Below are 19208 nucleotides of genomic sequence, written 5' to 3' on the forward strand. Positions count from 1 at the left end.
ATTCGGGTAACCTTTTGACAAGCAAAGAAATTGGGGCGTCTTATACTAAAGAGATTTTCTCCTCTGGTATTGATTGTGAGCACAGCTGGATCAGTCAAATTCGATTGCTATCGCTATCGCTATTGCTAGCGTTTGCCGTTGCCGCTCGCATTCATGTCGCCCTATTCTATGAGGTTAACTGGGATGAGTTCTATTATTTAGCCTTTGTTTATCAATATGACTACGGCACACTTTCAGCTCAATTACAGACCTTACATGTCCACTTCTTTAACTGGCTTAAGTGGGTCTCTGCCAATGAAGTCATTCAAATTAAAGCCGCTCGCTTAGTTTTAGTACTTTTTCAAATCGTAACAGGCTACTTTATCTATCGTATCGCTCGCCGCTTTGTAAGCCCTCCTGCCGCACTATTTTCAGTACTTTGTTACTTTGCATTTTCTTTCAATATTCGGATGGGGGCGAGTTTCAGAGCCGACCCTTTTGCAACCTTCTTCTTAATGTGGAGCCTTGAACTCATTTTATCCGAGAAACTTCAGATAAAACATCTACTGCTTGCGGGCGTATGTATCGCCGTTTCGGCACTCATCACTATCAAGTCATTTCTGTATCTACCCACTTTCGGATTAATCGCTATCGCACTCTACTTAGAGGCACCATCAAAGAGCAAGTTCATATATAAGCCACTTACAGTAATACTTTGCGCGCTAGCCACTTTCTATGCTCTGTATCTTATTCATGGTAGCTTTCTATATCTTCCTGACTCAGCGCTAGCCGCAGAAACAATTAACGTTAGTTTAGATAAAACGATCAAGAGCAGTGGCTTTTTTCCAGGCTTTATCTACTTTAAATATTCTCTTTTATACGACCTTTTATTCTGGTTAGCATTGATATACGGAATTAAAGTGGCGTGTGTTGCTAGTTTACCTCAAGGGCAGCTAAGCAGAAACGAACAGCTCATTCTATTAAGCTTAGCCTTTCCCCTATGTACGCTTTTTTTCTACCGAAATGCCTTCCCTTACTTCTATTCATTTATGCTCGCTCCGGCAACAGTTTTGTGCGGTGTGGCATGGGATGGTTTAAGGCAAAGCTCTAGAAGCAGTAGAGAAATGAATGTGATTACCAGTTGCTTATTATTTTTCATGGCACTAAGCATCATCTATCACGGGTTTATCATTCCAAAACAGAGAACATTACAGGCGCAGCACGAATTTGTTGAGCTAATCCATAAGCTGTTCCCCTCACCCACTGCCTACATAGATTGCTGCTCTATGATAGCTTCATTTCCTAAACAAGGCTTTTTTATGAGCAGCTGGGGAATGGAGTCCTATATGAAAGCAAGGCAACCTCTCTTAAAAAGTACTATTGCGGTGAAACAACCTAGTTTTGTTATCGCAAATAATCAATTTTTAGACCATGCAAGAACACCTGACCCAAACTCAAGTCGGTTGCTTTCAGAAGATCTAGCGGCCTTACAAGAAAATTATATTCCCCATTGGGGGGCACTCTATGTAGCTGGAAAGCACCTAAACCTAAGAGCAGGGACCACGAACTTTTCGATTAATATTCCGGGAGTCTATACGCTTGAAGCAACTCACTCCATAACCATTGATGAACAGCGCTTGTCGCCCGGAGAGACACTTTTCTTAGTCAAAGGTAATCATATAGCAACGCCGACTCAGCCTGAGCAAGAAGTCACCTTCCGCTGGGGAAATCATCTATATCGACCACCTTTGCAACCCCGGTATCAGCCCATTTTCACTGGGTTCTAGCGGTTTAAGTGCCTAGAATAGAAAAAGAAGGTATCAAAAAATGAAACTTATCGTACAAATTCCTTGCTTTAATGAAGCTGAGAACCTAAGTGACGTGGTCGATAATATTCCATTGCAAATACCGGGAATTGATTGCATCGAAATACTCGTCATCGATGATGGCTCAACAGATAACACGGCAGATGTCGCCCGACAAGCTGGAGTCGATCACATAGTAACTAACACAACCAATAAGGGCTTAGCCCGCTCATTTCACATAGGGATTGAAGAGTGCCTTCGACAAGGCGCCGATATCATCGTAAATATTGATGGCGATAATCAGTATCGGTCAACAGAAATCCCTTTGTTGGTTATGCCTATCATCAATAATGAAGCTGATATTACTGTTGGGGATCGCGGAGGGTTCAATAATCCACATTTTTCACTATTCAAACGTAGCTTACAGGTCTTTGGAAGCTTTATAGTCAGATCTATTCTCAATCTCGATATTAAAGACGCCGTCAGTGGCTTTCGCGCAATTTCTCGAGGGGCGGCAAGACAGATAAATATCGTATCAGAGTTTAGCTATACCCTAGAAATGTTAGTTCAGGCGAGTGCAAAGCGCATGAGTATAAAGTCTATTCCAATCCAAACTAATCGAAAACTGCGCGAGTCACGACTATTCCAATCAATCCCTCAATTTCTTTATATGTCTGCTACGACACTTATGCGAATGTACACCATGTATCGTCCACTGCGGGTATTTTTCTCCTTAGGGCTTATCGCCATTCTAGTCGGGATATTACCCATCATCCGATTTGTGTACTTCTATATGCAAGGTAATGGCGACGGCCATATGCAATCACTCATATTAGGTTCTACACTCATGACATTAGGTGTTATTACACTCTTGGTGGGCTTAATTGCAGACCTGATTAACTTCAATCGTAAATTGACTGAGAAAATGCTGCATAAAATGGAAGTTTTGGATGAAAGGGTCATTAAGGTTGAGCGAGAAGTATCCTCCCAATCTGACGTTCATTCTACTTTAACAAAACAGAACAAGCAGTCAAAAAAGATCGTCAATCAACGATAGCCTATTTTTTTGGCCTAATGTAACCACTTTAAATCGGAGGTAGGTTGGATAATATAACCTCAAAAATCCCCCACAATAACCCAGTTAGAAAACGGGCGTTATGTGTCACTTCAAACTATCCAAGATGGCAAGGAGACAGCACGACTCCTTTTGTGCATCACTTGGTGACTGACTTAAAAGAGTTTGATTGGGAGGTTGATGTACTAGCTCCACATTATAAAGGCGCCGCTATAGAAGAGACTTTTGAAGGTGTATCGGTGAAGCGTTTCCGTTATTTGCTGCCAGAGGTTGCCCAAACGGTTTGCTATCAAGGTGGAGCATTAATGAATCTGCAAAAGAATAAACTTAACTATTTGAAACTCCCATCATTAGTTATGTTTGAATGGCTGGCGATAATGAAGCTACTGATGAGTGGCAAGTACGACCTTTTGCACTCTCACTGGATCTTACCACAAGGGTTCAATGGGGTACTCGCCTCGTTACCCTTAAAGATCCCACACGTAATTACCGTTCATGGTAGTGATGCTTTTGCCCTTTCTGGAAATATTTTATCTCGATTTAAGCAATTTTCTTTAACACACGCCGATGCCGTTACCGTAAATAGTTCTGCAACTAAGAAGCAAGTTCTTTCCATTAGCCCAAACATTGCAAACTTAAACTTGATCCCTATGGGTGTTGTGCGCTCAAAAGCCGACAACAATAGAGCAAAAGTATTAAGACAAAAATATAAAATAGACAGCTCACCACTGCTTATCTTTGTTGGGCGCTTAGTTGAGGTAAAAGGTGTCGATGACCTTCTTAATGCGGTCGCTATCGTAAAAACTAAGCATCCAAACGTTCGCTTACTCATCTTAGGAGAAGGACCTTTAGAGGCTACTCTTAAACGCTTAACAGAAAGGTTAGAGATCAAGAGAAATGTCATCTTCAAGGGGTGGGTAGAATCCAAAGACATTATCAACTACCTAACGGCATCAGATATCTTTATTGGTCCTTCAAAACGTACCTCTGATGGAAGTGTAGAGGCCCAAGGCATCGCCTTTCTGGAAGCTATGCAAGCAGGCACTCCTGTGATCGCGAGCAATCTAGGCGGAATAACGGATGTTATTCAACATGAAAAAACAGGTTTGCTGGTCGACCAAACTAATCCACAACAGATCGCTAATTATGTATTGAGGTTAAGTGAGGATATAGCATTAGCAAGTAAATTAACTCGCGAGGCAAAAGTTAAAGTTGAAAACTTAACAAGCCTAGTATCCGCTGAAAAGATGGCTAACGTCTTTAACCGCTGTATAAGAGACGACAGCCCGAAGCCCACTAAGTTAACTAAAAATAATCCATCTAGTTACTTCAATGATTAGCCTATAAAACATACAGGAGTTTAATATTGAAGAAAGGATATCATTGGGCGGGAGGACTTTTAGTCACACTATGCAGTATTTTCTTCGTCATGTATCTAGTCGATAACTGGTCACTACTTTCAATGTCATTCTTTGCCAAAGAAAATATCTCTATGTTATCGCTAGCATTGCTCTTATATCTTGTATGCTTCGCCATCACATCGATAGCTTGGCATCGTTTGCTAATTTCAACTGGGCAAAATACTCAAATTTGTCAAGTAACAACCATTATTTTAATCTCTCAATTTGGTAAGTATATACCGGGTAACTTTTCTCACCATGTTGGCCGGGCAGTTTTGGCCCACCGAACTGGTCTAACAAATCAATCCATTGCTATTACAATGACCTACGAGATTATAATCGTCATTATCTCTGCAGCCGTTATTGGTATAACAGCATTTATACTTAATCGTTCTATACTATTATCCATAGCGCCAAATGTAACAGAATTCAGTCTATATGTAGCTCTGTTTATTGCATTGACATTAATCATCTCAATATTTTTCATCCCAAACACTTTCCGTTATCTAAAAGGTTATATTTCAAAATTAAAGTTTCCCTCTAAGCGTGCGCTGTCAGAATGCTATCTACTATATACATTAAGCTTTTTGGTTTTTGGCTGCATTTTATACATGATAACAATGTCTTACCCTAAAATGGAGTTCACTAATTATTGGTTTTTGACTGCATCGTTTTCAATTGCATGGCTACTTGGCTTTATCACACCAGGCGCTCCCGCTGGACTTGGTATAAGAGAAGCTATTCTTATCGCATTAATTGCGCCAGTCTATGGAAGTGGTTTGGCTTTATCATTAGCAGTTACCCTGCGCATGCTTACTACACTTGGTGATGGCCTTGGCTTCTTGCTTGGTTTAACCATTCGAACCATTAAGGCTGCTTGATAACCTCCTTATTGTCCTTTAAGGAAGGGGATCACCGTTAAGTCTTACTTCTTCAAAATAGACAAGTTACCATTTTATTTAATTTCTTACTTATCTCCGTTTACACTAGTAGCGACATGCCCCCATCAAAGAAGCTAACTATGTGGACACAAAAACTACTTACACTAAAGCCTCAGCCTCGTGGTTTTCATTTAATTACCGATGAAATAGAACAATCACTTAAAGAGTTATCAAACATAAAAATGGGGACTGCGCATTTATTGCTGCAACACACTTCGGCATCGCTTACGTTAAACGAAAATGCCGATCCGAGTGTAAGAGCCGACTTTGAAGCCTACATAAATCGGCTCGCACCAGAAAAAGCCCCTTATTACACTCATACTTACGAAGGTGATGACGATATGCCAGCACACCTGAAATCAAGTCTCTTAGGGGTATCAATTACGATCCCAATCTCAAATGGACGATTTAACCTTGGCACTTGGCAAGGTATTTATTTAGGTGAGCACAGAGATAATGGTGGCAGTAGAAGAATACTTATTACATTGCATGGAGAGTAAAACTAAAAAAAGAGCACATTATGTGCTCTTTTTTCTTTCAAACGACCTATCAATAATTAAGCTTCAGATATACGTTCTAGCTTAGCCAGGTAGAATCCATCAAAACCTGTTTCAGCAGGGCTAATGGTTTCATCTTCGATAAACCTAAAGTGTTTGTTATCAGCAAGAAACGCATCAACTTGGTCTCGGTTTTCTTCAGGCATGATCGAGCATGTTGCATAGACTAAGATACCGCCAACTTTCACCATACGACTGTAGCTTTGCAAAATATGCTTCTGCAGCTCAACCAGCACTGGCAAGCGTTCAGGAGTATCACGCCACTTTGCGTCTGGATTACGCTTTAGTACGCCAAGACCAGAACAAGGCACATCTAATAATACTCGGTCACAAGTTAGCTTTAAGCGCTTAATGGTTTTACTGCTGGCGATGATCCGTGTTTCAACGTTATGGGCGCCCGCGCGACGAGCACGTTGCTTAAGGTTATCTAGTTTCCACTGCTCAACGTCCATGGCTAATAATCGACCTTTGCCCTGCATCTGTGCTGAGATAGATAACGTTTTACCACCAGCACCTGCACAGGCGTCGACAACTCTCATACCAGGCTTAGCATCAAGCGCCAGTGCCACCAATTGAGAACCCGCATCTTGCTGCTCAAACCAGCCCTTCTTAAACGCTTCCGTTCTAAACAATGCAGAATCAGAAACCACTTCTAAAGCGGTATCGACACCTTCTACAGGAAGGGTTTGCACACCTTCTTTGCGCAATGCATTGGCTAACTCTTCTCTAGTGCACTTTAAAATATTGGTACGTAAAAATCGCTTTGCGGGTTGATTTAGCGCCGCTCTTTCTGCGGGCCACTTGTCGCCCATCTGGGCTTCACCCATTTGATTTAACCAGTCAGGGCAACCGTCCCACAGTACTGGTTGTGCTTTTGCTGACTCAATACGTGAGGCTAAATCTTCAGCATCAACTTGTAGTGAGTACTGCATTTTCGGCAAAGGAAGGTCGTTAAATAGATGCCAAACATTCAATAAGCGTGAACCTAAGCGTGCCATCTCTTCCGGTTTAACATCTGACAGGTAACAGTAAAGGTTTAATCTTCTTAAAATATCACCCACAACATAAGTAATTCTGCCTTGTTCAGTTGGTTCTAATTTTAAGCCAGAAAAGTGCTGTGAGTAGGCACGGTCGAGTGGCTTGCCCTCTGATAAAACAAGATCAAGAATACTGATCACGAGTTCATTTGAGCTGGGAGATAGCGAAGATTTCAACATTAAAAAAGTTACCCTAGATAGAAAACGCTGCGATCATAGGAGCAAAGCTTAAAATACGCAAGCTAAGCCCTGTCAAAAGCGGTAATTTATAGAAACTCCAGAGCAATAATAGATATGCTACTTGGTATACTGAAATAAAAGAGATGAAAAATAGCCTTTAACTAAATTGGAGGTCGAGCAAATCCAGTGGATCTTATTGATAGCCTTAAAAACAATAAAGCCGCTAAATTCTCCTAGCGGCTTTACCTGTAGCGTTAACGCTAAATTTTAGGTTATCGAGTGTCCGTAACGGTTAACTCTGACTCTTAACTAAGTATTCACTGCCATCTTTTGCAGTAAACTCACGAGAGTGCATCGCAGCAACAGTGGCAGTGTTCTCTATATTGATTAAGCTAATCCAATAGTCATGCCCTTCTAACTGAATATCTTTGATATTCGCTAAATCTCTGTCTCTATTAGGTTGCTTTCTATCGAAACTCAACTCAACGTGCGTCCCCCTGTCTCGAAGCAGAATCGCAGTTGGTTCGCTCTTATGGCCTGTCAGTGCCACGAATTGCTTTGGAAAGCGTAAACCTGTTTGACTCCCATCGGCCATGAAAATTAACAGCTGTGAATAGTAGACCACATAACTACAGGCATTTTTATGGGAGCCCTTGGCTAATGGAAACTTTGCATCTAAAAACTCTTTCGCGCATGGGGCCGTTGTGTCGCTGCTCGTCGCTTCTTTGACAAGATCCACATCAACAAGCTCCGCACCAATAAAGTTATTATTTTGATTTACTTGAGTACTATTGATTGTTGATATATCCATGGCCCTATCCTCTACTTTTGAAATTCCGGGTCGTTATCTGTAGTTGTCACAATCGAGTTCGAGACTATTTCTTGATTGCTTGATTTGTAGTCTAGAGTAAATTTCATTACAATTTCACAATAAAAATTTTACATTGTGAATTTTACAGAATGAAAAACAATCAGAGCTTGATCAGAAAGTCACATTTCTTGGGCACAAAGATCCGTAACTTGAGGAAGAGAAATCACCTCACCATGGAAGATCTCTCTGCGCGCTGCGTACGTGTTGATCCCGAATCAGCCCCCTCTGTATCCTACTTATCCATGATTGAGCGTGGTAAGCGTGTACCTAGCGCAGGCATGCTTGCAGTCATCGCCGCGGTGTTTCAAAAAGAGATAGATTGGTTTCTAGATGATGTGCCCGAAGATGATGCAATTACCCCTAATAAAGGACGCCGTGGTGGTATAAGTGGAATGGCGTTAGAGCCAAGCTTTCTTTTTTCCAATGACATTTTACAGATTGCGATCCCAGAAATGCTGTCACAAACGGGTACCACAGGAAGGGAGTTTGCTCACCTCTTAATTCGTGCCCATCAAGAGCACCACCAGAACCACTTTCCTGATCTTGAGCGCGCCGCCGAAGAGGTTGGACATAAGCGCTTGCCGCTTGCGATAGATGATCTTAAAGATATTGCTAAATCACTAGAACTCAAATTAAAGTGGATCGATAGAACGCCTCAGGAGGTCGTTGATGAGATGGGAGTTAGCACCACCCATGTTGTCACCTCTTTTTTTGAACCGCCTTCCACCATCTATTTAAACAAGATGCTCAAGTCTTTTCCCACACGGCTTAAGTACGACTTGGCTGTACATATTGGCCATTGCGTCTTGCATAATAAAGATGGGTTAAAATGTGTCTTAACCGCCGGAAGACGCCATACCGCCGCCCATGAAGAGCCTGCAGCACCGACTTCAACAACGCTTAATGCACAAGATATTTTACATGCATGGCGTGACTTCGAATCGAGTTTTTTTGCCGGAGCACTGCTCTGCCCTAGAGTGCCTTTCAGACAGCTCTTGGATCGACACGGCTATGAGATCGATGTTAACAAATCCATAGGCGTTTCCGCTTCTGTGGCAATGCGACGGATGACCGTGGTGTCGCCTTACCCTCATTGGCATTACTTCGATGCCTACGCGCCAGGCAAACTAAAAGCTGTCTATCGTGGTAACGGTATTCCTCTACCTTGGGGGAATATGCGCGTGGTAGAAGACCCCTGCCAACACTGGGCCGTATTTCGAATGATCAACGAACCTAAAGTCGGGACATCGGCGCAGATATCGATACTTGATGTTGCTGATGAGCCAAGGATCTATTGTTGTGAGTCAATAAAAATTAAAGATATGGCGGGTAATAATCACGTTTTATGTGCGGGTATCGATCTTAACCCTGCTATTGATGCTCAAGGCGGTGATGCAACAAGCATTGCTGCCGAGCTAAAACAATCTTGCGCAACAAATAATGGAACGGTAGAGATGCCGAGTAATATTAAACAAAATCTAATGAGCGTGGCTAAAATCCTTAATATCAATTGGATAGAGAGAGGCATTAAAAACGAGGCAAGATTAATTTGTGCGAGAGGCGCCGTTTGTCCAAGACAACCAAGCTGTTATCAAGCAGGAAAGCCTCAATGTCTTGAGAGTTAATCGCGAATAAGGCTAAGTGCTAACACTGATAAGCGTCGATATAGCAGCAAAATAGAAACAAACAGAACGGCCTCAGTTCTGTTTGTTTAATCCAGTTTTATTACACTTTTTTACCATAGGCAATACCTTGAACCTTAATGCATTGCTCAGAGTAACCAATACCAAATGACAGAGAATCGTCTATGGTCACATCGGTGATGATCACCGTACCTTGAATCGCGGTTTTAGCTGCGGCAATGGCCTTAGGAGAGGAAACACTGTCCCCCATAGGGAACAGATAAAGAAACTGGGTTTGGCAACTCTCGCCAAAAATAGGCCCTAATTTGACGAGAGTATCTGTAGTCGCTTTATCCTGATAAGTACTGGTCACAAATGAGCCATGATTGGCGATATTACACCCTGTCATTGTAAGCGACACAGTCAATAGAAATGCTAATTTACGCCCTACTACCATAAGTCATTCCTTTAAAAAATAATTCCTATTAAAACGAGAGAAGCTAACTGTTCAATCCTACTCCCGCTGATATGCTAATGTATTAATGTGCTGCACCCCATAGGCAAAATGCCTTCGCCTACTAAGCAGCTAGTTAGTTCACCGTAACAATCTCATAGTCGCGACGGTTCCCAGCAACCAGTAAACTAAACTCATCTCCTTGCTCTTTATTCATCATAGCTCTGCCAAGTGGAGACGCGAGCGTGACAACCATCACCGAATATTTATTCCAAGTTACCTTTAAGCCACCAGCGCCTGGTCCAACAAACAGATATTGGCTTTTCCCTTCGGTGTCCATCAACTCTACTAGCTTTCCTAAGCTCACCTTAGGCACATTGACCTCTGAAACGCCACTTAATCGGGTAAACAAGGCGTCAAAATCTCTTATATCGGCTTGACATTGCGCTACCCTCACAGACTGTCCGTGTGCGAGATAGGATGCTTCTAGGCCAAATGTTTCATACTTACTCTTAGCAATACTCTCCGTGTCTGTTGCCGTTTCATGGGCTCGCTTTGCTGCTGCGATGGCACTGACGAGTGCTTTTTCCAGTTCCCGTCGAATAAGGTGATGCAACTGATTAATAGGTAACACTTCTCTTGCTTATCCTGAGTATAAAGCTGCCACTATACTAAGAGTACCAAAACCACGCTACGATGGCGTATTAATAATTCGGTGTCTAGACAAAAATCCACTTGATAAACAGCGCTGAATTGTTAGCTTAGTGTTAATTGCTTGGTTTATTGAAAGCAAGGTCATAGGTGTTTATCCGTTAAATCCGGCTTGAAAAGAGCTGTGTTTATCGCAGTCGGTAAAGGAATAAGATTGAAAAATCAATACAACCTGGCTTGGAATGAAATATTAATCAACTCCCTTGGCTTCGCTCCTGTTAGGCTGAAATGGTTTATATTGTCTCCCCTATTATTGTTGTGTAAACCTTGCTTGGCTCAAGATCTTGAACCTCGTAGTTACGCTAACATTCCTATTGGATTGAACTTCTTAGCTGCAGGTATCGTACATTCCGAAGGTGAGCTATCCCCAGCTCCAACAGCGCCGATAACAGATGCAAACTTAACTATCGATGCTGCCATTATTGGGTACGCACACACCTTCGCCTTAGCGGGTAGTTCATCAAAGATTGATCTTTCTACTACCCGCGTCTGCTATGAAGGTAGCGCAACAATTAATTCTGAGCGCCTCTATGCTGATCGCTGTGGATATGGTGACCCGACAATAAGGCTAACCTGGAATTTTTTTGGCGCACCAGCATTAGAACCGAAAGAATTCTCCAGCTGGCAGCAAGGCGTTGTCGTTGGAGCGAGTATGCAGATTGCTTTGCCGATTGGCAGTTACGACTCAGGTAAACTACTCAATACCGGAACCAATCGTTGGGTATTTCGCCCAGGTATTGGTATGTCACATAAGCTCGGGCGCTGGTATTACGACCTGATAGCGTCAGTTCGGCTATATGGTGATAATGATGAATATTTTAACGACACTCGCTTACAACAAGAACCCCAATATACGCTCCAAGGCCACCTCATCTATAACATTAGCCGTGGACACTGGGTCTCATTGAACGCTAATCTATTTTTTGGTGGAGAAACCAAAAAAGATAATATTGCCTCATCCGATGATCAGCGTAACTCACGTTTCGGCATCACCTATTCGATCCCCGTGAGCGCCCAACACAGTGTAAAGCTCTACGCCAACACAGGTGTCATCACTGAAGTAGGTAACGACTTCGATACTTTTGGCGCATTATGGCAATACCGATTTTAATGTCATACCCATCAGGATAAAAAAAGCCCAACCGCTTAAACTGCAATTGAGCTCTGTTTATATCAAGGATCGCGCCTATAGATAATACTACGAACGGTCACTCTCAGTCTAAGTCGTCAAAATACCAATAGCCCGCATTAACCCACTGCGTTAACTGCGCCATAACGGCTTCATCATCAAACCAAGTTTGAATATCTTCAAGGGTAAGCATCTGTTTGTTACAGCAAGCTTCGATAACCTCTGAAGCACCTTTAGCAAACTGCACTTGCTCACCATTGATGTACATGACACCTGAGCCTATAGTCGCTGCAAAATAGAGGCAACGTAGACCACCTAAGCGGATCAAGGGCTGTTCGGCGATAATCGCCTTAACATCTTCAACATCGAAGCCAAGATGAGCCTCTGGTAAATCCAGTTCGCACTTAGATTGCGTCAGATAACGACCACTAAACTCACTAATTAAGGTGTCGTCCAAAGTATCTACAAGTTGCTGCTTAATGCGGCTAAGATCTCGGTCATCAATTAATCCAGAGTGTTGACTTAGACCACGGTCCGGATCGGTGATCTGTTTAGTACCAAGCTCATTATCGATAAGGTGGTCAGCCAAAGCACTCACCATATCGCGCGAAGATGCTGTGCGATAGCCTACAGAGAAACTCATCGATGGCTCTAGGGTGACGCCGTCATGGGGGTACCCTGGTGGCAGATAAAGAATATCACCCGGTAATAATTCAACATCGATGATCGGCTCAAATGCTTCGGTATGAAGCAGTGCAGGATGAGCAGCAAACTCTTTGTGCGGCCCTAAGTCTCCGACACGCCATCTACGTCTTCCTGAACCCTGACAGATAAACACATCGTAGAGATCGATATGGGGACCCACTCCACCACCAGGCACAGCATAACTAACCATTACATCGTCTAAACGCCAGCGTGGGATAAAGTCAAAACACTTAAGCAGATCTTCAGCTTGAGGCACCCAATTATTTAATGCTTGAACAATCAATGTCCAATCGGTTTCACCGAGATGCTCATAAGATTCAAATGGACCAAACTCAGCTTGCCACTCCCCTTTTTCTCGGTAGACCCTGCGAGACTCGACCATTTCATCACAAGCTAGTCCAGCCATCTCATCTGGAGAAAGCAGATCTTTAAAGTTTTTAAATCCTTGGCGGATCACAAGCGGTTTCTTTTGCCAGTACTGCTCAAGAAATTCCTTTGGCGTTAAACCATTTATATCTAATTGCATGCTATTAACTCACGAAAATTTGCAGGCATTCTATCAAATGTGACCAGATAAAAATCACGTAGGGATCATGAAAACATGCTTACTCGGTGCAGCTATTAACGAAATTATTAAAAAGCGAAGTTAACGAAAGCAAAGCTAATTGACTGTGATAGCCGGATCAATACAATACCAAGCAAACATTACAGACGAATGATTAAATTGACCAATAGCAAACTCGCCACCCTATCTCGCCCCGCCGATACCGTTATCGTACTCGACTTTGAAACCACTGGCTTGTCACCAACTCAGGGCGACCGTGCGATTGAGATTGGGGCGGTCATGCTCAAAGATGGTAAAGTTATCGACCGTTTTCAGCAGCTAATGAATCCAGGTTTTAGAGTAAGCGGCTTTATCGAAAGTTATACCGGGATCACAAACGCCATGTTAACTGATGCGCCTTCATGCGAAGAGGTTATGCTGCAATTTGCTGACTTTATCGGTGACTATAACTTGGTTGCCCATAACGCCTCTTTCGACCAACGATTTCTTGATGCCGAGCTAAATCGAATAGGTAGCCATTATGTCGGTCAATTTGCTTGCTCCATGCTCATAGCACGCAGACTCTACCAAGATGCACCAAATCATAAGTTGGGAAGCCTAGTCAGTTATAAGAATATTGAACATGATGGTGTATTTCACCGGGCCCTAGCCGATAGCGAAATGACCGCAAACTTATGGCTGGCCATGCTAGAAGATTTGCACCGAGACTACCAATTAATCAAGCCTGACTTTGGGGTATTACAGAGTATTGCCAAGCAGAGTAAAGCGAATGTAAACCAATATCTTAAACGACAAAAATAGCACTTACGCACTGTTTAATCAGTTTAAACAGTGCGTAAATCAAGCTAGTTTTTGCTAGGTTGCTAATAGAGAAAGTTTTATAGGCCTAGCTCATCGAGTAGATCGTCAGCGTCAGTTTTACTCGCTTCCTTTTTCTCCGAGTTGGTTGAAGCCGATTTAGGCTTGGAATTTGCTAAAATCTGACCGTGCTCTGCAAGCAACTCATCTAAATCAAAATCATCATCCGCTTCGAATTCACTTATCTTGATAAACTCAGTCTTATCCATGGCAAATTCGAGGTAAAAAATATGATTGTTTTTGGTCTTAAACGATACTCTTCTCGCTACCGCTTCATCTAGGTTAGTATCGATAGATATTGTCAACTCTTTATTAATAGTCAGCATCTTAGGTTGACTTTGACTGATACTCGTTTGCAGCTCTTTGCTTATTTTGTTGATGAAATCCCCTAAGATCTGGTTCATCAATTCACCCATCACATTACCAACTTCATCTGAAGTATGTGAAAAAGCAAGATCGGACTCAGGCATGCCCATGTTAAGCATGTATTCTCGATAGATCTCCAGCGCGGCTGGAGCCGAAAAGTTAATCACCACCAAGCCAGAAAAACCGCCATCGAAAATGGAGAAACAGCCTAGATCAGGCTTTAAACAGGTACGGGTAATAGATTGCACCATACCTGCGTGGCTAACTTGGCTATGCGTCGTGCTATAAAGCACATGAGATACTGAGTGGCATAGCTTTAATAAAATATCATCGGTCGTAACTGATACAGTGGCTTGCATAAAATTAACCTTTTTAAAATAATCGAGACATATTGCCCTAGCGAATTAACAAAACAAAGTAAAACAAGAAAACAAATTAAACGAGTTTTCCCCTTTAAAAATATTATCAACCGACTGACACAGCATTTGATATGGCAATCAGGGGGAATTCTAGCCTAGCTCACTTAATATACCAGCACATATAGAGATATCACCCTAGCCAAACAATTTCTATAAGGCCTTGGGCAAAATCTAACAGATATCACCTGCTAACCTCTTGGCAGATACAGTTAACATTTTTAAAATAAACATACGCTTACTGTTTCACCACACCGATATTAAGAGTAAGTTTTATATACGTATTCGTAAACAGAGCTACAACGCTATGACAGCCCTACTAAGACAGTTTACTATTCTACAGCGCTTAATCTTAATGCTCATGCTTGCAGCAATCGGTACTGTTTGTTTCGCCAGTTTTTCAATCAACAAGCAGTACAACAATATTATCGCTCAGAAATGGCTACAAAATGATGCTCTCATTAATACAGCGATTAATATCATCGAAGCTAATAACCAGCAAGTAGATGGTCAGGCTGACGATATCATTAAGGCTCAACAAAGTGCCGCTCAATTGATTAATCAGATCCATTTTGGAAATGATGGTCACTTCATCATATTAGACGCTCAGCGAAATATTATCGTTCACGGTGCAGATACAAATGCCCTATCACAAAGCGCCACCAGCCTTGTTCAATCGCAAGAACAAGCCAACCTAGACGCCTTAATCAACCTCGCCGCGACTCAACCGTCGGCTAAGGCGCAAATAAGCTTCCTAAATCCAAGTAGCGGTCAGTTAGAAACTAAGCTGATGGAAGCTAAACTGTACCAGCCTTGGGGCTGGACCGTGATGACAGGCAGCGATATGAGTGAAATCGAAGAGCTCATGTATTCGATGGCCCTAGATTACTTAATCATTATGCTAATAATTTCGGTGCCGATTTTTCTTTTTTTCTTAGTACTTAATGTCTCTATTACTGCACCACTAAAAGATGCTATCGCCGCGATGAAGGATATCGCACAGGGTGAAGGCGATCTAACACAAAAGCTACCAACTAAAGGCAAAGATGAAGTCGCAGAGTTGGCAGAGGCTTTTAACCTGTTTGTGGTCAAAATTCACGACATGGTCGCTCAGCTTCAACCTATTGGTAAAAATTTAGATAGAGATGCTATCGGCCTGCTAACCGCAGTCGAAGAGTCTAATAGCAGCGTCGAGCACCTGCATCGAGAAACCTCTAGCGTGGCAACGGCGATTAATCAAATGTTGTCCACAACCCAAGAGATGGCGAGCAGCACTAACCAAGCAGCAGACGCGGCGAACAGTGTCAAACACCAAGCTCAGCAGAGCATGTCGATGATGGACTCAACACTCGATAATGTTCAGCATCTTGCCGATGAACTTAAACATGCGCAACAACTAACCCACGCCCTAGGCCAATCATCGGTACAGATCGGTAGTATCTTGGATGTGATCCGCTCCATAGCAGAGCAAACCAATCTTCTCGCACTTAATGCCGCCATTGAAGCCGCTAGAGCTGGAAGTCACGGACGTGGTTTTGCCGTTGTAGCTGATGAAGTTCGTGCCTTAGCCAATCGCACCCAAGATTCCACCAATGAAATTCAAGGGATCATCAAAGACATTCAATCGGGTGTAAATTTGGTTGTCGCCAGTAACGAGCAGAACCAGAACCAATCACAGCAGGTTCAATCACAAGCTAAGGGGGTCAGTGAGTCATTAAACGATATACTCAACCTCATCGCCCATATTAGCGACATGAATACTCAGCTGGCCAGCGCCACAGAGGAACAATCCATAGTCACCGAGGAGATAAATCGTAATATCTGTACTATCACAGAGCTTACCGAAGTATCGGTAAAAGCCAATGAGAGTAACCATAATGCGGCTATATCTCTTCAGACCATCAGTAAAGACTGCGCACAAACATTAGGTCAGTTTAAAGTTAACTAACAACCGCCAATTCAGATGCGAGGGCAATATTCGCCCTCGCGCTCTTAACCATTTGTGATAAGCTAAATTCACAAAAGGAACTTATCTAAGAGTAAATTTATGGCTCGTATGACCTTAGCGACTCACCCCGAGCTCTACACTATCCATAGCTTTTCATCTGACTGCACTATTCCCGCAGAAATTTTTCAGCAAGAGATGTATTTTATTGGCAAAACTAAGGATGAGATCTCAGTCGTTGTTTCATCTAAGCTTGCTCTAAATAGTCTTGAGCAGGAAGATGACTGGCGCTGCCTCGAAGTGATCGGTCCATTAGGGTTTTCAATGACTGGGATCCTCGCTAATGTTTCCGGCACACTTGCCAATGAAAAGATCAGTATTTTTGCTATCTCCACCTTCGATACCGACTATATTCTGGTAAAGAAAGACACCTTAGCAGCTGCGACTAAGGCTCTCAAAAAGAAAAACTATCAAATCATTGATTATTAGCTTAATAGTTCTTAGATTAACCACTCCAACGTAAAAATTGAGCTAGTCATTAGCCACTTCTAAGAGTCTCAAGATGATGTATGAAAAAGTAGTGACCATTACCGCTAAACACGGCATCCACACCCGCCCTGCAGCACTTTTGGTTAAAAAGGCTAAGTCTTTTGACTGCAACATCATAGTGGAGTGTGACGGTAAAAAGGCCAGTGCAAAAAGCCTATTCAAGCTACAAACTCTGGGACTTTATCAAGGCGTTTCAGTTAAAGTTATCGCTGAAGGGGAGCGCGCTGAGCAAGCAGTGGAAGAAGTGTCTGAATTACTCATTACATTAAGTTAAGGGTCTTGCTATGTCGATTACTGGAATTGTTGTTTCATCGGGGATCGCCTTCGGTCAGGCTTTACACCTTAATTTGCATCACGAAAAAATCGACTATAGAGTCATAGCTAAATCTCAAATTCCCTTTGAAATTCAAAAACTAAAAAAAGCGTTTGAGCTTCAAAAGCAGCACTTGCTCCAAGGGCTTACCAAATTAGAACCTAATACTAGCCATTTCGATCTTATCGAAGCCGATATTCTTCTATTGGAAGATGAAGAGCTAGTTAACCAAATCGAAGAGGCGATAACAACACTGCAAATCCGCGCCGCAGTTGCGATTGAGCGCATTTTTACCTATCAAGCATCGGAGTTAGAGCAATTAGACGACCCCTATTTAGCTAATCGGGCTCAGGATATGCTCTGTTTAAGTAATCGTCTTATTGCACGATTAAATGGTGCACAGCATCTCGATGTGAGTCAACTTAAGCGAGATACCATTATCTTCGCGCACGATTTAACGCCTGCCGAATTCGCCATGCTTCCTCTTGAGCATATAACAGGCTTAGTACTTAATACCGGCGGTATTACCAGCCATACAGCTATTCTCGCCCGTAGCGCAGGTATACCCGCTCTGCTTAGCTGCCAATATGACCAGGCTAATATTAAAAATGGCGCTCAAGTCGTTCTTAATGCCATCGACGGTGAGCTAGTGATTGAGCCAACGAGCCAACGTCACGCTCAATTAATGCAATTAATGCAGCAGGATGTAGAACGCAAGCAGCAATTGTTAACCCTTAAAGATCTACCAACCGAAACCTTAGATGGTCACTGCGTATCTCTGTTAGCCAATGTTGGTAGCCTAAACGAGATCAGCCACTTAGCCGATGTTGGCGCGGAAGGGATTGGCCTGTTTAGAACCGAATTCATGTTAATGAATACCAGCACACTGCCCGATGAAAAAACCCAATACCACTTTTACTGCGATGCACTGCATTTGATGGAAGGCAAAACCTTTACCATAAGAACCTTAGATGTCGGCGCAGATAAAGAGCTCCCATGTCTGACGCCTTTAATAGAGGATAATCCAGCATTAGGCATTAGAGGGATCCGCTATAGTCTGGCCAACCCTGAACTTTTCAAAACCCAGATGAAGGCTATTCTAAGAGCCGCCAACCATGGTGCCATTCGTCTAATGTTCCCGATGATCAATCAAGTTGAAGAACTAGAAGCATTATTAGAACTCATCGATGAGTGTAAACTTGAGCTAGTAGAAGAGGAAAAAGGCTTTGGCCAACTAAGCTATGGAATTGTGGTTGAAACACCTGCAGCGGTACTCAACCTATCTTCTATGTTACCTTTGCTCGACTTTATTAGTCTAGGCACCAATGACTTGACCCAGTATACGATGGCAGCGGACAGAACCAATCCATCGCTGACAAAAACCTACCCTTCGCTGTCGCCAGCTGTATTACAGCTCATAAAATCTGCGGTTGACCTTGCCAAAGAAAACAACATTAGGGTTTCATTGTGTGGTGAACTCGGCAGCGATCCAAAAGTAGCTCCCTTACTCGTAGGCATGGGGATCGATGAGCTTAGCGTCAATTTAAGTTCATTATTAGAGGTAAAATCAGGCTTACGTGATATAAGTTATCAGACATGTTTAACTCTAGCTAAGCATGCATTAAAGATAAAAAGAATCGAAGAATTAGATCTTTACATTAACGGTTTCAAATAATACCGATATAATGGCTATCGCCTTCGTCGATCTCCTATGAACATAGCAAGAGGCA

18 protein-coding genes are annotated in these 19208 nt (G+C 42.6%); 12 read left to right on the forward strand and 6 right to left on the reverse strand.

Features of this window, described 5'->3' with window-relative positions; translation table 11 throughout:
- Positions 1–14: 14 nt before the first annotated feature.
- The 5 genes from L1D44_RS16080 (at position 15) to L1D44_RS16100 (ending at position 5700) form a co-directional block, all read left to right on the forward strand.
- Positions 15–1766 (forward strand): glycosyltransferase family 39 protein, encoded by a 1752-nt coding sequence (locus tag L1D44_RS16080; RefSeq protein ID WP_239892257.1) that lies wholly within the window; start codon positions 15–17, stop codon positions 1764–1766.
- Positions 1767–1806: 40 nt separating this feature from the next.
- Positions 1807–2841 carry a glycosyltransferase family 2 protein gene (locus tag L1D44_RS16085; RefSeq protein ID WP_239892259.1) on the forward strand — a complete coding sequence of 345 codons (1035 nt, stop codon included), beginning with the start codon at positions 1807–1809 and terminating at the stop codon, positions 2839–2841.
- 44 nt (positions 2842–2885) lie between these two features.
- Positions 2886–4199, forward strand: coding sequence for a glycosyltransferase family 4 protein (locus L1D44_RS16090; protein ID WP_239892262.1), 1314 nt, complete (start codon positions 2886–2888; stop codon positions 4197–4199).
- A 26-nt stretch (positions 4200–4225) separates the two neighbouring features.
- Positions 4226–5140: a lysylphosphatidylglycerol synthase domain-containing protein gene (locus L1D44_RS16095; RefSeq protein WP_239892264.1), complete on the forward strand. Its 915-nt coding sequence runs from the start codon at positions 4226–4228 to the stop codon at positions 5138–5140.
- Positions 5141–5280: 140 nt separating this feature from the next.
- Positions 5281–5700, forward strand: coding sequence for a secondary thiamine-phosphate synthase enzyme YjbQ (locus tag L1D44_RS16100; protein WP_239892266.1), 420 nt, complete (start codon positions 5281–5283; stop codon positions 5698–5700).
- Between the two features lie 56 nt (positions 5701–5756).
- Here the strand turns inward: L1D44_RS16100 and L1D44_RS16105 are convergent, their stop codons facing one another.
- Both L1D44_RS16105 and L1D44_RS16110 read right to left on the reverse strand, forming a co-directional pair.
- Entirely contained in the window at positions 5757–6974 is a 1218-nt protein-coding gene (locus tag L1D44_RS16105) for an RsmB/NOP family class I SAM-dependent RNA methyltransferase (protein WP_239892268.1), read from the reverse strand.
- A 292-nt stretch (positions 6975–7266) separates the two neighbouring features.
- Complete coding sequence (locus tag L1D44_RS16110; protein ID WP_239892270.1) at positions 7267–7785, reverse strand: malate synthase; 519 nt, start codon at positions 7783–7785, stop codon at positions 7267–7269.
- A gap of 149 nt (positions 7786–7934) precedes the next feature.
- On the opposite strand from L1D44_RS16110, the gene L1D44_RS16115 reads away from it, so the two are divergent.
- Positions 7935–9470 carry a DUF3612 domain-containing protein gene (locus L1D44_RS16115; protein WP_239892271.1) on the forward strand — a complete coding sequence of 512 codons (1536 nt, stop codon included), beginning with the start codon at positions 7935–7937 and terminating at the stop codon, positions 9468–9470.
- Positions 9471–9570: 100 nt separating this feature from the next.
- Here L1D44_RS16115 and L1D44_RS16120 read toward each other — a convergent pair whose 3' ends face one another.
- Positions 9571–9924, reverse strand: coding sequence for a TRL domain-containing protein (locus L1D44_RS16120; protein WP_239892273.1), 354 nt, complete (start codon positions 9922–9924; stop codon positions 9571–9573).
- 133 nt (positions 9925–10057) lie between these two features.
- A complete protein-coding gene (locus L1D44_RS16125) occupies positions 10058–10555 on the reverse strand; it encodes a GreA/GreB family elongation factor (protein ID WP_239892275.1) in 498 nt (165 codons plus the stop codon).
- A gap of 231 nt (positions 10556–10786) precedes the next feature.
- Between L1D44_RS16125 and L1D44_RS16130 the strand changes: the two genes are divergently transcribed.
- The gene (locus L1D44_RS16130) at positions 10787–11743 is read left to right on the forward strand and encodes a transporter (protein ID WP_239892277.1); all 957 of its coding nucleotides are present in this window, start codon (positions 10787–10789) and stop codon (positions 11741–11743) included.
- A gap of 103 nt (positions 11744–11846) precedes the next feature.
- On the opposite strand, the gene L1D44_RS16135 is transcribed toward L1D44_RS16130, so the two are convergent.
- The gene (locus tag L1D44_RS16135) at positions 11847–12992 is read right to left on the reverse strand and encodes a cupin domain-containing protein (RefSeq protein ID WP_220769710.1); all 1146 of its coding nucleotides are present in this window, start codon (positions 12990–12992) and stop codon (positions 11847–11849) included.
- A gap of 189 nt (positions 12993–13181) precedes the next feature.
- Here L1D44_RS16135 and L1D44_RS16140 point away from each other — a divergent pair, with 189 nt between their 5' ends.
- On the forward strand, positions 13182–13832 hold the full coding sequence (locus L1D44_RS16140; RefSeq protein WP_239892279.1) for a 3'-5' exonuclease: 651 nt from the start codon (positions 13182–13184) through the stop codon (positions 13830–13832).
- Between the two features lie 77 nt (positions 13833–13909).
- Here the strand turns inward: L1D44_RS16140 and L1D44_RS16145 are convergent, their stop codons facing one another.
- The gene (locus tag L1D44_RS16145; protein WP_239892281.1) at positions 13910–14614 is read right to left on the reverse strand and encodes a DUF3334 family protein; all 705 of its coding nucleotides are present in this window, start codon (positions 14612–14614) and stop codon (positions 13910–13912) included.
- A gap of 364 nt (positions 14615–14978) precedes the next feature.
- Between L1D44_RS16145 and L1D44_RS16150 the strand changes: the two genes are divergently transcribed.
- The 4 genes from L1D44_RS16150 (at position 14979) to ptsP (ending at position 19153) form a co-directional block, all read left to right on the forward strand.
- Positions 14979–16619: a methyl-accepting chemotaxis protein gene (locus L1D44_RS16150; protein WP_239892283.1), complete on the forward strand. Its 1641-nt coding sequence runs from the start codon at positions 14979–14981 to the stop codon at positions 16617–16619.
- 99 nt (positions 16620–16718) lie between these two features.
- Positions 16719–17105, forward strand: a complete 387-nt coding sequence (locus L1D44_RS16155) for an ACT domain-containing protein (protein ID WP_220769706.1) — start codon at positions 16719–16721, stop codon at positions 17103–17105.
- A gap of 76 nt (positions 17106–17181) precedes the next feature.
- Positions 17182–17439, forward strand: coding sequence for an HPr family phosphocarrier protein (locus tag L1D44_RS16160; RefSeq protein WP_220769713.1), 258 nt, complete (start codon positions 17182–17184; stop codon positions 17437–17439).
- A gap of 10 nt (positions 17440–17449) precedes the next feature.
- On the forward strand, positions 17450–19153 hold the full coding sequence (gene ptsP, locus L1D44_RS16165; protein WP_239892284.1) for a phosphoenolpyruvate--protein phosphotransferase: 1704 nt from the start codon (positions 17450–17452) through the stop codon (positions 19151–19153).
- Positions 19154–19208: the final 55 nt, after the last annotated feature.

This window comes from Shewanella sp. Isolate13 (assembly GCF_022398325.1).
Lineage (GTDB): Bacteria > Pseudomonadota > Gammaproteobacteria > Enterobacterales > Shewanellaceae > Shewanella.

Bases quoted from the DNA above. Each gene is read 5' to 3' on its own strand.
- L1D44_RS16085 (WP_239892259.1), top strand. From the start codon at position 1,807: ATGAAACTTATCGTACAAATTCCTTGCTTTAATGAAGCTGAGAACCTA.
- L1D44_RS16100 (WP_239892266.1), top strand. From the start codon at position 5,281: ATGTGGACACAAAAACTACTTACACTAAAGCCTCAGCCTCGTGGTTTT.
- L1D44_RS16105 (WP_239892268.1), bottom strand. From the start codon at position 6,974: ATGTTGAAATCTTCGCTATCTCCCAGCTCAAATGAACTCGTGATCAGT.
- L1D44_RS16110 (WP_239892270.1), bottom strand. From the start codon at position 7,785: ATGGATATATCAACAATCAATAGTACTCAAGTAAATCAAAATAATAAC.
- L1D44_RS16115 (WP_239892271.1), top strand. From the start codon at position 7,935: ATGAAAAACAATCAGAGCTTGATCAGAAAGTCACATTTCTTGGGCACA.
- L1D44_RS16120 (WP_239892273.1), bottom strand. From the start codon at position 9,924: ATGGTAGTAGGGCGTAAATTAGCATTTCTATTGACTGTGTCGCTTACA.
- L1D44_RS16135 (WP_220769710.1), bottom strand. From the start codon at position 12,992: ATGCAATTAGATATAAATGGTTTAACGCCAAAGGAATTTCTTGAGCAG.
- L1D44_RS16140 (WP_239892279.1), top strand. From the start codon at position 13,182: ATGATTAAATTGACCAATAGCAAACTCGCCACCCTATCTCGCCCCGCC.
- L1D44_RS16145 (WP_239892281.1), bottom strand. From the start codon at position 14,614: ATGCAAGCCACTGTATCAGTTACGACCGATGATATTTTATTAAAGCTA.
- L1D44_RS16150 (WP_239892283.1), top strand. From the start codon at position 14,979: ATGACAGCCCTACTAAGACAGTTTACTATTCTACAGCGCTTAATCTTA.
- L1D44_RS16155 (WP_220769706.1), top strand. From the start codon at position 16,719: ATGGCTCGTATGACCTTAGCGACTCACCCCGAGCTCTACACTATCCAT.
- L1D44_RS16160 (WP_220769713.1), top strand. From the start codon at position 17,182: ATGTATGAAAAAGTAGTGACCATTACCGCTAAACACGGCATCCACACC.
- ptsP (WP_239892284.1), top strand. From the start codon at position 17,450: ATGTCGATTACTGGAATTGTTGTTTCATCGGGGATCGCCTTCGGTCAG.